General features: G+C 72.0%; 14 protein-coding genes and 1 pseudogene. All 15 read left to right on the top strand.

Annotated elements, in window-relative coordinates:
* Window positions 1–407 (top strand): annotated as a pseudogene (locus ND747_RS24330) (histidine kinase); the annotation flags it as partial.
* A 1-nt stretch (window position 408) separates the two neighbouring features.
* A complete protein-coding gene (locus tag ND747_RS24325) occupies window positions 409–828 on the top strand; it encodes a roadblock/LC7 domain-containing protein (protein ID WP_011437246.1) in 420 nt (139 codons plus the stop codon).
* 109 nt (window positions 829–937) lie between these two features.
* Entirely contained in the window at window positions 938–1,309 is a 372-nt protein-coding gene (locus ND747_RS24320) for a DUF742 domain-containing protein (RefSeq protein ID WP_251736511.1), read from the top strand.
* Window positions 1,290–1,916 (top strand): ATP/GTP-binding protein, encoded by a 627-nt coding sequence (locus ND747_RS24315; RefSeq protein WP_251736510.1) that lies wholly within the window; start codon window positions 1,290–1,292, stop codon window positions 1,914–1,916. Before ND747_RS24320 ends, ND747_RS24315 begins: the two co-directional genes overlap by 20 nt.
* Window positions 1,913–2,989 carry a LuxR C-terminal-related transcriptional regulator gene (locus ND747_RS24310; protein ID WP_251736509.1) on the top strand — a complete coding sequence of 359 codons (1,077 nt, stop codon included), beginning with the start codon at window positions 1,913–1,915 and terminating at the stop codon, window positions 2,987–2,989. Before ND747_RS24315 ends, ND747_RS24310 begins: the two co-directional genes overlap by 4 nt.
* A 266-nt stretch (window positions 2,990–3,255) precedes the next feature.
* The gene (locus ND747_RS24305; RefSeq protein ID WP_251736508.1) at window positions 3,256–3,639 is read left to right on the top strand and encodes a TcmI family type II polyketide cyclase; all 384 of its coding nucleotides are present in this window, start codon (window positions 3,256–3,258) and stop codon (window positions 3,637–3,639) included.
* A 664-nt stretch (window positions 3,640–4,303) separates the two neighbouring features.
* A complete protein-coding gene (locus ND747_RS24300; protein WP_251736507.1) occupies window positions 4,304–4,558 on the top strand; it encodes an acyl carrier protein in 255 nt (84 codons plus the stop codon).
* 63 nt (window positions 4,559–4,621) lie between these two features.
* Window positions 4,622–5,128 (top strand): SRPBCC family protein, encoded by a 507-nt coding sequence (locus ND747_RS24295; protein WP_251736506.1) that lies wholly within the window; start codon window positions 4,622–4,624, stop codon window positions 5,126–5,128.
* Window positions 5,129–5,142: 14 nt separating this feature from the next.
* Window positions 5,143–5,616 (top strand): cupin domain-containing protein, encoded by a 474-nt coding sequence (locus ND747_RS24290; RefSeq protein WP_251736505.1) that lies wholly within the window; start codon window positions 5,143–5,145, stop codon window positions 5,614–5,616.
* Complete coding sequence (locus ND747_RS24285; RefSeq protein WP_251736504.1) at window positions 5,613–6,950, top strand: beta-ketoacyl-[acyl-carrier-protein] synthase family protein; 1,338 nt, start codon at window positions 5,613–5,615, stop codon at window positions 6,948–6,950. Before ND747_RS24290 ends, ND747_RS24285 begins: the two co-directional genes overlap by 4 nt.
* On the top strand, window positions 6,947–8,275 hold the full coding sequence (locus ND747_RS24280; RefSeq protein ID WP_251736503.1) for a beta-ketoacyl synthase N-terminal-like domain-containing protein: 1,329 nt from the start codon (window positions 6,947–6,949) through the stop codon (window positions 8,273–8,275). The genes ND747_RS24285 and ND747_RS24280 overlap by 4 nt, the downstream gene beginning before the upstream one ends.
* 69 nt (window positions 8,276–8,344) lie before the next feature.
* Window positions 8,345–9,082 (top strand): SDR family NAD(P)-dependent oxidoreductase, encoded by a 738-nt coding sequence (locus ND747_RS24275; protein WP_251736502.1) that lies wholly within the window; start codon window positions 8,345–8,347, stop codon window positions 9,080–9,082.
* Window positions 9,082–9,423: an antibiotic biosynthesis monooxygenase gene (locus ND747_RS24270; protein ID WP_251736501.1), complete on the top strand. Its 342-nt coding sequence runs from the start codon at window positions 9,082–9,084 to the stop codon at window positions 9,421–9,423. Before ND747_RS24275 ends, ND747_RS24270 begins: the two co-directional genes overlap by 1 nt.
* Before the next feature lie 4 nt (window positions 9,424–9,427).
* Window positions 9,428–9,778 (top strand): antibiotic biosynthesis monooxygenase, encoded by a 351-nt coding sequence (locus ND747_RS24265; RefSeq protein ID WP_251736500.1) that lies wholly within the window; start codon window positions 9,428–9,430, stop codon window positions 9,776–9,778.
* Window positions 9,779–10,133: 355 nt separating this feature from the next.
* On the top strand, window positions 10,134–11,501 hold the full coding sequence (locus tag ND747_RS24260) for a hypothetical protein (RefSeq protein ID WP_251736499.1): 1,368 nt from the start codon (window positions 10,134–10,136) through the stop codon (window positions 11,499–11,501).
* Window positions 11,502–12,033: the final 532 nt, after the last annotated feature.

Raw genomic sequence — 12,033 nt, 5'->3', positions numbered from 1 at the left:
GAGACCCGCTCACCGCGCCGCTGACCCGCCAGACCGGGCCGCGTACCGGCGGCGCCCCGCCGCCCGAGCTGCGCCCACCCGACGGCCCCACCCGGGGTGACCGTCCGGGTGCCGGCGAGGCATTGCTGCCGCTGCGTCGGGCGCAGGCGCCCGTGCCCGGCACCGGCACACCCGAACCCGACGACGCCGCTCCGGGCGACCTCGGGCTGCCCCGGCGGACCCGGCGGGCGAGCCTGGCCCCGCAGCTGCGCCGCGACGCGGCCCAGGAGGCCCCTGGGCCCCTGGCCGCACAGCGCAGCCCGGAGGAGATCCGCTCCATGATGTCGTCCTTCCAGAGCAACTTCGGTCGCGGGCTTGCGGACGGACAGGAAACGAACGACAGCGACGATGTGGGAAGGGTGACCTGAGATGCGTCCGCTGGGACCGTCCGAGAACATGAGCTGGTTGCTCAACAACCTTGTCAAGAAGGTGCCGGAAGTCACCTACGTGATCGCTCTGTCCTCCGACGGTCTGCTTCTCGCGACGTCGTACGGGATGGATCGGGCCACCGCCGACCAGCTGGCCGCCGTCGCGTCCGGGTTCAACAGCCTGGCCCGCGGTGCCGGCCGGTTCTTCGGCGGCGGCAACGTCCGCCAGACCATCGTGGAGATGGACGAGGGCTTTCTGTTCGTCACGGCGGTCGGTGACGGCTCGTGTCTGGCCATCCTGTCCAGTCCGGGCGCGGACATCGGTCTCATCGCCTACGAGATGGCCCTGTTGGTAACCAGGGTCGGGGAGTTCCTCACGCCGGAACTGCGGGCGCAGATGCAGTCCGCGCTGCCGCTGTAACCAGGGCGCTACCGGCCGACGGGGGTACGGCCGGGCATCTGGTCTGCCGGTTGCCCCCTGTTCGACCCGACTGGATCACCACGCCAACTCGCGAGGCAGGAGGACCGGTATGTCGTACGACGAGGAATGGTTTGACGAAGAAGCGGGTCCGGTCGTCCGCCCCTATGCCGTCACCGGGGGCCGAACCCGCCCGACCAACCGGGCGCTGGAACTGGTCGCGCTCGTGACCACCACGCCCAACGGGCGGCTGATGGCCGCGACGCTGGAAGCCGAGCAGCGTGCGATCGCGCTGCTGTGCCACCGGATGCAGTCGATCGTGGAGATCTCCGCGCGACTGGACCTTCCCGTGGGGGTCGTGCGGGTTCTCGTCGGCGACATGCTCGACGGCGGCCTGGTCACGGTGGCCCGGCCGGCCCGCGCTTCGGACCGCCCCTCCGCTGCCCTCATCGAAAGGGTCCTCGATGGACTACAGGCCCTCTAGGCCGCGGTCGCCGGAGACCGCGTCGCCACACCCGGTAAAGATCATCATTGCCGGTGGGTTTGGCGTCGGCAAGACGACGTTTGTCGGCGCGGTCAGTGAGATCCCGCCGCTGACCACGGAGGCCGCAATGACGGCGGCCAGCATCGGAATCGACGACACGAGCTCGGTCAGCTCGAAGACGACGACGACGGTGGCCATGGACTTCGGGCGGATCACGCTGTTGGACAGCGTCATCCTCTACCTGTTCGGAACGCCCGGACAGGACCGGTTCTGGTTCATGTGGGACGAGCTGGTTCTCGGCGCGATCGGCGCGGTGGTGCTGGTGGACACCAGGCGGCTGGCCGACTCGTTCCCCGCCATCGACTACTTCGAGGAACGCGACATCCCGTTTCTCGTGGCGCTCAACCGGTTCGACGGTTCCCGGGAATACCGGGTGGAGGACGTGCGGGCGGCTCTGGACCTCGACCCCCGCCGTCCGATGGTGTTCTGCGATGCCCGCCAGCGGGAGTCGGTGCGCCAGTCCCTGGTCTCACTGGTGCGCCACGCCCTGGACATGGTCTCCGCCGAACAGGCCGGGCGGCCGATGCTGCCCCAGCGATCAGGGTGAGCACCGCCGAGAACCACACCGCACAGCGGGGCCGGGTTGCCGATCTGCTCGAATTCGACGATGTCACCCTCGCCGCCTATCGGATCTGGCTGCGACACGCGTCCCTGCCGGTGGCGGAGGTGGCGGGACTGCTGCACCAGCCGGTCCGGGAGATGGGCCGGGTCCGCGACCGGCTGCTCGAACTCGGCCTGCTGCTCGCCTCCCGGGAGCACTCCGGGCACTTCGTCGCGGTGCATCCCGAAGCGAGCCTCGACCACCTGCTGCAGGCCCAGCACGAACAGCTCATCCGCCGCCATGAACGGCTGGTGCGGGCCCGAGCCCAGATCGGCGAGTTCGTCACCGACTACCTCGAGGGACGACCCGATCGCGGTGGCGTGGAGGTGCAGCGCATCGACAGTCCCGACCAGGCCCGCAGCGAGTTGCTCGCGATGGTGGGCCGGGCCGAACGGGAGGTGCTCACCCTGCACACCCGCCGCGGCCTGACGGCGGCACTGTCCAGCGACGTGCTACCGGCCGCGCTGCGGGCGCTGCGCCGTGGTGTGGTGATGCGCAGCGTCCTGCCCCGGGCGATCCGCCTGGACGAGCTCGGCGCCGGGTATGTGCGCACCGTCGCCGCCCACGGCCTGGTCGCGCGGGTCCTCGACGATCCGAGGCTGGACGCCACCACCGTCGACGGTCGGGTCGCGCTGGTCGGCCCGGGCGGTGGGCCCGGCCTCGGACGTGCCGGCGGGGCTGGCGGCGCCGGGAGTGTCGGGCCGGTGCTGCTGGTACGGGACCCGGAGCTGACCGCGGTCCTGCTCACCTTGTTCGAACAGGTCTGGGAGGCCGCCGAACCGCTGGCCGACGAGCCCGGGGCGGGCACTGTGTCACCGAGCGCGGACGACCGCCCGTCCGACTCCGAACGGCTGCTGTTACGGCTGCTCAGTCTCGGGGTGAAAGACGAGGCCGCGGCGCGTCATCTCGGTGTGTCCGTGCGCACAGTGCGCCGCATGATCGCGGATCTGATGTCCCGACTCGACGCGCGCAGCCGCTTTCAGGCGGGCACCCTGGCCGCCCGGCGCGGCTGGTTGTAACTGCTGGTTGTAGCGGCGCGACCAGGACAAACGGACCTCGCGTGGGCCAGGGCGCGGTGGCCGAATTGGTAATGCCTTGGCTGTAGCGGGGTTTGCTGTGGTTCTTGCGTTGCCTGGCAGTTGGCTGCCTGACAGTTTGCTGCCAGGCGGATTCCAGGACAGCGGCAACCGGTGGTCGCATGCTCTCGATGTGCCGAGTACTGACGAGTGTCGGTTCCGGCGTGCTTCCCCTGGTCACCGTCTGAGAGCGTCCGAGGAGCCACTCCGTGCCCGCAGTTGCCGGATCGCAGCCCGTTGTCACGACATCGGTCCCACCGACCCACCGGACCCTGATCGTCGCGAGGATGGACCCCGCCGACGCCCAGGCGGTGGCGCGGACCTTCGCCGAATCCGACGCGGGCGAGCTTCCCGGCATCGTGGGAGTCACCCGGCGTGAGCTGTTCGCGTTCCACGGGCTGTACTTCCACCTCATCGACGCGCCCACGGACGTCGCGCCCGCGGTGTCCGACGTGCGTGACCACCCGCTGTTCGTCGACGTGAACAACAAGCTGGAGCAGTACATCTCGGCCTACGACCCGCAGACCTGGCGCGGCCCGCGGGACGCGATGGCGCGCAGCTTCTACCAGTGGTCGGCGCCTCGGGACGCCTAGCCGACTGCGCGGACCGCCCCGCCCGGGCGGTGTGTCCGCCGCATCAGTGGCCCGCACCACCCGTCCCGGCGGCGGCCGGGCTCGGCCTCGGATCGGGCCCTCGTCAACCCCGGCTCCCGCTTCGCCCGGGTCTGTGCGCGCGGGCGCGCTCAGGGCACCGCCGTCCTGGCGGCAGCGCCAGTCCTGGCAACAGCGCCACCTGGCCAGCCGGCCCGGCCACAGGCCTCGTCATGGCCGGTGAGACAGGCCGGTCAGACAGCGCGGCGTCCCGGCTGGACATCGGCGTCCAGCCGGCCTGCGGACCCGAACCGGTCCGGTCGTGACGCCTGCCCCGAACATGGCTGCCCCGAACATGGCTGCCCCGAACATGGCTGCCCCGAACATGGCTGCCCCGAACATCGGCTCCATCGTACTGTCCGCGCTCACCACCGCTGCGGCGAGCGCAGGCCTGTCCCGCCCGTCCGGCGACGAGATCGCTCGTCGACGTGCCCCACGCCTCTCCCGCGCAACGTGGCGCGGGATCTGGGCCCGCGCGCCAGTGCGACCGGGCCGCCTGACACCCGCACGGCTCGCGTCCCAACCGCCCCACCAGTCCCAGCCCAGTACCCGGTATCGGACGGATCACACCTGCCCGGACCGGACAAAGCGAAGGAGCCCTGCTGTCATGCCGCCACAGTGGACCGCGCAGGACCTGTTCGACTTCCTGACCGAGCAGGCCGGACTGCCCCGCGAACACCCCGCCGACCTGGACGTGACCTTCGAGGACATCGGCCTGGACTCGCTTGCCTACCTGCAGCTGTCCGCCGAGGTCGCCGACCGCTTCGGCGTGGAGCTGCCGGCCGAGATGGCGCCGGACCTCACGCTCGCCCGGATCCTCGGCACGGTCAACGACGCCCTGAGCGAGCGCGAACCGGTCTGAGCCGTCCCGGCCTCGAGTCACCTTCCTGCGTTTCCGACATCCCCTCGACCTCGCGGAGCTGCTGTGAGCGGGCACACCGACAACTCGATCCTGATCAACGCCGATCTCGACACCGTCTGGACGATCACCAACGACCTGGCCTCCTGGCCGCAGCTGTTCACCGAGTACGCGTCGGTGGAGATTCTCGAAACGACCGGCAACACCTTCAAGTTCCGGCTGACGATGCACCCCGACGAGAACGGCACGGTGTGGAGCTGGGTCTCCGAGCGCACGCTCGACCCGGTCAACCACCAGGTGCGCGCCTACCGCGTCGAGACCGGACCGTTCGAGTACATGCACATCCACTGGACCTACACCCGCGAGGGCGCCGGCACCCGGATGCGCTGGGTGCAGGACTTCCGCATGCGCCCGTCCGCGCCCGTGGACGACGAGCAGATGACGAAGAACATCAACGCCAACACCCCCCGGGAGATGGCGGCGATCCGGAGCAAGGTCGAGCAGGCGGTGGCCGCCGGTTCGACGCCGGCGCCGACGCCGGTGCCGGCGCTCGCCGTCCCGGAACAGGTCTGAGGAGGACGACGGCGATGACCGCTCCCACGATCACCACCCCGAAGGTCCTGTGTATCCACGACGTGGCCCCCAACCGCCGCCGCGGCGGGGACATGCGCACCCTGCTCTCCCCGGCGACCGTCGGCTCCACCTCGGGCTTCTTCGGCACGCTGACCCTGGAACCGGGGGAGGTCGTGACCGAACACTGGCATCCCTACTCCGAGGAGTTCCTGTTCTGCGTGCGGGGGGACGTGACGGCCCGCCTCGACGGCCAGCACCACGCACTGGGCGCCGACCACGGCGTCTGCATCCCGATCGGGATGCGCCACCGCATCGTCAACACCGGTGAGCAGACCGCGTTCCTGGTGTTCCACCTGAGCCCGCTGGCGCCCCGGCCGAACCTCGGGCACGTGGACACCGAGGAGCTGCCCAACCCGCACGTGCCGCACACGCCCGTCATCCTGTCCGGCCCGCACGCCGACAGCCGGACCGGCGGACCGAGACCGTGAGCGAACCGCGGCAGGTGGCCATCACCGGCATCGGTGTGGTCGCCCCCGGGGGCGTGGGTCGCAAGGAGTTCTGGACCCTGCTGACCGACGGCCGGACGGCGACCCGCCGGCTGTCGTTGTTCGACCCGACCCAGTTCCGGTCCCAGGTGGCCGCCGAGTGCGACTTCGATCCGCGGGCGGCCGGCCTGTCCGCGCGCGAGGTCGCCCGCAACGACCGCTTCGTGCAGTTCGCGCTGGCCGCGGCCCTCGAAGCCGTCGAGGACAGTGGCCTGGACCTGCGCCGGACCAGTGGTGCGGACAGCGACATCGACGGCGACGTCGGCGCGGGCGACGGCGGCCGGGCGGGCCCGGCTGACGACGACGGCCCGGTGGTCGGGGTGTGCCTGGGCAGCGCGGTGGGGGCGACGACCCGGCTGGAGGACGAGTACGTCGTCGTCTCCGACTCCGGCCGGCTGTGGGAGGTCGACCCCCACTACGCCAGCTCGTTCCTCTACCACGCGCTCGTGCCCAGCTGCCTGGCCACCGAGCTCGCCCACCGGTTCGGCGCGCACGGCCCGGCGTCGGTGGTCTCCACCGGCTGCACGTCCGGGATCGACGCGGTCGGCTACGGAGCCCAGCTGATCGTCGATGGCGAGGCCGACATCGTGCTCGCCGGCGCGGCGGAGGCGCCGATCTCGCCGATCTCGGTTGCCTGCTTCGACGCGATCCGGGCCACCTCGGCGCGCAACGACGATCCCGAACACGCCTCGCGTCCCTTCGACGCCAGCCGCGACGGGTTCGTCATGGGCGAGGGCAGCGCGGTGTTCGTCCTGGAGGACGCCGACGCCGCCCGGGCCCGCGGCGCCCACATCTACGCACTGGTCGCCGGCTATGCCTCCCGGTCCAACGCGTTCCACATGACGGGGCTGCGTCCCGACGGCGTCGAGATGGCCGAGGCGATCCGGGTCGCGATGGACACCGCCCGCGTCGGCGGGCACGACGTCAACTACATCAACGCCCACGGCTCGGGAACCAAGCAGAACGACCGGCACGAGACGGCTGCGTTCAAACGGTCGCTGGGGGACCGGGCGTACGAGGTCCCGGTGAGCTCGATCAAGTCGATGATCGGTCACTCGCTCGGCGCGATCGGCTCGCTGGAGATCGCCGCGTGCGCGCTGGCCATCGAGAACGACGTCGTCCCGCCGACGGCGAACTGGTCCACCCGCGATCCGGAGTGCGACCTGGACTACGTCCCGAACATCGCCCGCGACCACCCCGTGGACGTCGCCCTGTCGGTCGGCAGCGGCTTCGGTGGGTTCCAGTCCGCCATCGTCCTGACCGGCCCGAACCGATGAGCGCCAGCGCACCGGCGCGCCCGACCTCCGCGGACACCCCCTCCGCCGCGGACGGGTCGGCTCCGGACACGGCGTCGGCCCGGCGGGTGCCGGGCACCGTGCGTCCGGTCGTCACCGGTCTCGGGATCGTCGCCCCCAGCGGGATCGGGGTTCAGGAGTACTGGGCGTCCACGCTGCGCGGCGAGCTGCGGGTGGCACCGATCACCCGGTTCGACCCGTCCCGCTATGACGCCCGGCTGGCCGGCCAGGTCACCGGCTTCGAACCCGAGGACCACGTCGACAAGCGGTACCTGGTCCAGACCGATCGCTGGACCTGGTTCGGCATGGCCGCCTCCCGCCTCGCCCTCGCCGACGCCGCCTACGATCCGGGCGACCACGAGCCGTACGCCACGGCGGTGGTTTTCGGCAGCGGGTCGGGCGGCAACGACTTCGGCCAGCGCGAGCTGGAACGGCTGTGGACCAGGGGTCGCACCGCCGTCAGCGTCTACCAGTCGATCGCCTGGTTCTACGCGGCGACCACTGGGCAGACGTCGATCCGACACGGCCTCAAGGGACCGTCCGGGGTGGTGGTCAGCGACGGCGCCGGCGGGCTGGACAGCCTTGCCCAGGCCCGCCGGGTCATCCGGCGCGGCACGTCGACGGTGCTCGCCGGCGGCGCCGAATCGGGCCTGACGCCCTATGCGCTGACCTGCCACCTGTCCAGCGGCCGGGTCAGCACGGCGGCCGAGCCCGCCGCCGGTTACAAGCCGTTCGACCTGCACGCCCGCGGCTACCTGCCCGGGGAGGGCGGGGCGACGCTGGTCGTCGAGGACCCGGCCGCCGCAGCCAGGCGGGGTGCCCCCCACGTGTACGGCGAGATCGCCGGATATGCGGCGACCCACGACGCCGCCGGGCATGCCCGCACGGCGCCGGACGGCCGCTGGCTGGCCGTCGCGATGCGCCGGGCTCTCGCGGACGCGGGCGTCGACCCGGACGAGGTCGACGTGGTGTTCGCCGACGGCGCCGGCTCGCCCGACCTCGACGCGCAGGAGGCGGCGGCGATCCGCGCCGTGTTCGGCGCGCGGCCGGTCCCCGTCACCGCCCCGCAGGGCCTGGTGGGACGGCTGTGCGCCGGCGGCTCCGCGCTGTCGGTGGCCGCCGCGCTGCTGGCGATCCGCGACGGCGTGATCCCGGCCGTCGGCAACCTCGACACCCCCGACCCGGCCCACGGCCTGGACCTCGTGCGCGACCCGCGCCCGGGTGTGGTCCGCACGGCCCTGGTCAACGCCCGGGGCTACGGCGGGTTCAACAGCAGCCTCGTCGTGCGCGCCGTTTCGCCGACCTGACCACCCGATTCATCCACGTCCCGACACCAGAACGCACCCCCAGCGCACCACCGAGGAGACGAGTCAACGATGTTCCCAGACCTGGCCGGGCGACGCGCCCTGGTCACCGGCGGCACCCGCGGGATCGGCCGTGAGGTCGTGCTCGGCCTCGCCCGGGCCGGCGCGACCGTCGTCGTCGGCCACCAGCGCCAGACCGAGGAGGCCGAGAGCCTGCGCCGCGAGCTCAAGGACACCGGCGGCGACCACCTGCTCGTCCAGGCCGACGTCGCCGACCCCGCCCAGATCGGCGAGCTGCTCGAGGCCACCGGCACCCACCTCGGCGGCCTCGACATCGTCGTCAACAGCGTCGGCACGATCAGCCACGTCCCGTACGCACAGCTGCCGCTGGAGGCGTGGACCCAGGTCCTGGCCACCAACCTCACCGCGACCCACCTGGTCACCCAGGGGGCGCTGGCGCTGCTCGGCGACGCCGGCTCGGTGGTCAACATCGGCTCCGGGGCGGGCCTGGTCGGCGTGCCGCTGCGCGCCCACTACACCGCGGCGAAGACCGGCCTGATCGGCCTGACCCGGTCGCTGTCCAAGGAGTTGGGCAGCCGCGGGATCCGGGTGAACCTGGTCTCGCCGGGCGTCATCGAGACCGACCAGGCGTCCGGTATGCCCGACGCGGCACGCGCGGCCTACACCAACCGCATCCCGCTCGGTCGCCTCGGCGAGGCCCACGAGGTCGCCGCGGTCGTGCTGTTCCTGGCCAGCGACGTGTCGTCCTACGTCAACGGCGCCACCTTCACCGTGGACGGAGGCATCTGATGGCCGCGGAACCGCCGTTTCGGATCATGCTGACGATGCGGATCCATCCTGGTCGTGAGGCCGAGTTCGAGCAGACCTGGCTCAACATCGGCGACGGGATCACCTCGCATCCGGCGAACCTCGGCCAGTGGCTGGTGCGCTCCCAGGACGAACCCAGCACCTACTACATCATCAGCGACTGGGTGAACGAGGAGCTCTTCCGCGCGTTCGAGCTCAGCGAGGGCCATCTGACCCACCGCCAGATCCTGCATCCGCTGCGGGCCAGCGGGTCGATGGTCACCGGGTCCGTCCTGGCGCACCTCACGGGCACGGCCGCCCAGCCGCTGCCCGCGGCAGGCTAGCGCCATGGTGGACGAGGGTGCCGCGCGGGTGCGGGTGATGCTCTGGGCGGTCGATCCGCCGGGCGATCCCGGTGCGGTCGAGCGGGCCTACCACGAGATCAGCTCCAAGCTGGTCGGCACGCCCGGCCTGCTGGGCAACACCCTGCAGCGTTCCGCGGCCGAGCCGGCGCGGTACGCCGTGATCAGTGTGTGGTCGAGCATGGCCGAGTTCAGCACGTGGGAGCAGGGGGCGAACCACCGCGGGACGACCTCGCCGCTGCGCCCCCTGCAGGACCCCGATCGCCGTCCGGCGATCTACACCGAGGTCGCCGCCTACGGCCCGCAGGGCCCGTTCGACCCGGCACCACCCGCCTGACCGACCGGGTCCGGGCAGCCACGGAGCCCCCTTCGCCAGCTGCCCGGACCCGACGGGTCCTTCACCTCGCCGGCCCGCCGGTGGCCGCCCAGGGGCGTCCGGCGATGGTCGGTTGCTGATCCCGGTTCTTGTCGGGCCCACCGACCACGCATCGAGCCACGGCCCGCGGCCGTCCCGTTCGGCCGTCCCGTTCGGCCGTCCCGTTGATCGCCGAGAGGCCGAGGTCGACACCTGGCGACACCGGTTGGTGGCGGTTTGTGGGCGCGGTGTACAAATGCGCGGTCTGTCCTGCGCCGGCTGGTGTCCGGCGGACGGTCGGTGCGCGTCCGCCCCGGGATGCGCAGGGGGGAGCGGCATGCCGGACTCGTCGGCACTGGACGTCCTGATCGGTCTCGCGCTGCTGTTCGCCGCCTTCAGCCTGGCGGTTTCCAGGATCAACGAGGCCGTGCTCGGCGTGCTCCACTACCGGGAACGCCGCCTGGAGACCGCCCTGCGCGGTCTGCTCGGCGTCCCCGCGGGTGGTGCGGGTGAGGCGGAGAACCGCCCCGGCGATCTCGTCGCACGGCTGTTCGACGGGCCGCTGCGGATGCTGCGTGCCGGCGGGCACGAGGATCTCTCGGCGCAGACCGGCCCCGACCTGGCCGACGATCCGCCCACCGGGGGAGGCTGGGCGGCCGTGCGCCGGGCCCGCCGGCTGCGGCTGCCGTCCTACGTGCCCTCCACGATCTTCGCCGAGGCCCTCGTCGACCTGGTGGATCCGCCCGCACGGGCCATGCTCGGCCAGCTGCGCCCCGAGGCCCTCCCGTCCGACGTGCCGGACGAGCAGCGTGCCGCCTACCTCACCGCCTACCAGGCGGCGACCACCTCCCTGGACGAGTCGACCGCCGCGGCGCTGCTGGCCGCGACCCCGGCGCGGTACACCGCCGGCCGAATGATCGCCACGACCCTGGTCTCCGCGGTCGGGCACGATCCGGTGCCGACCCTCGAGCAGGGCCTGGCCGCCCTGCCACCGTCCGCGGCGAAGACCGCTCTGACCGCCGCGGTGGTGCGGGCCCGCGGCGATCGCGACAAGGTCGTCGCCGAGCTCGCCGGCTGGTACGACCAGGCGATGGACCGCCTCTCCGGCTGGTACCGGCGGCGGATCGCGGTGTTCCTGCTGGGCTACGCCATCGTGCTGGCCGCCGCGTTCAACCTCGACACCATCGGCATCGCCCGCGCCCTGTGGCAGGACGGCCCCGTCCGCGAGGCCGCCGTCACCGCAGCCCGGGCGACCCTGGACGACCGGACCCCGGCCGACCCCTCGTCGGCTGCGTCCGGCACCCCCGACCCGGCCACCTCGGCTGGTTCGGCCAGGACGTCCGGTGCCTCGTCCGATCCGGCTGGCTCGTCCGCGGGGTCCGGCGATTCGACCGATCCGGCTGGTTCGCCTTCGTCGTCCTCGGCCGCCGCCGAGGGCGTGGTGCCCGCGACGGAGGAGGCGGTTCGCGCGGTGCGGGACGCCTCCGGGCTCGCCCTGCCCATCGGCTGGGTGCGGGCCAGCGACGGCCGTGATGATCCCCGGGAGGTCCCGGACTCCGTGTCCGGCTGGCTGCTGAAGATCCTCGGCATCGCCCTGGCCTGCTTCGCCCTCACCGCGGGCGCCCCGTTCTGGTTCGACCTGCTTGGCCGGCTGGTGAACATGCGCTCCACCGGTCCGAAGCCGCGCTCCACCACCAGCTCCTGACCGGCCACGGGCTGGCTGCCGGCAACCGGCCGGGCCTGGGCGGAGGGAGAGTGCCGGTGCGCCGTCCATGAATGTTTCCGGTCGTGGTCGTGGTCGTGGTCGTGGTCGTGGTCGTGTGCTGGTGCTGGTGCTGGTGCTGGTGCTGGTGGGGTGGCTGCGAGCACCCCGTCCGGAGCGCCGGGTCGCTACCGGCTAGACCTGGGTAGCTATCGGTCACCGGCGACCGACATCTGGCGACTGGTATTACGTACCGTGACTAATATTGCCTCGCGGGTCGGGATAATCTCGGGCGTGTCGATCAAGAGGGTCCTTCTACAGGGTTGATCGCGCAATTTTGTCCGTTTCGTCCTTACGGAAGGACCCGTCTGCTCCGCTGGAGCGTCGGCGTCGACAACGGCCTGTGACGGCGATGGGGTCGGCCGTCGAGATCTGTCTCAACGGGGCAACATGACATCGGGCGGTGTCCGGGAAACTCCGGAGAGCACCCAGGGATGGTCGTCGACGCTTCGCCGTCCGGCGACGTCCTGGCCGA

Origin of the sequence: Frankia sp. R82, from assembly GCF_023716925.1 — a bacterium.
GTDB lineage: Bacteria > Actinomycetota > Actinomycetes > Frankiales > Frankiaceae > Frankia.
The sequence above is the reverse complement of the archived record's forward strand: the minus strand, read 5'-3'. Positions and strand labels throughout refer to the sequence as shown.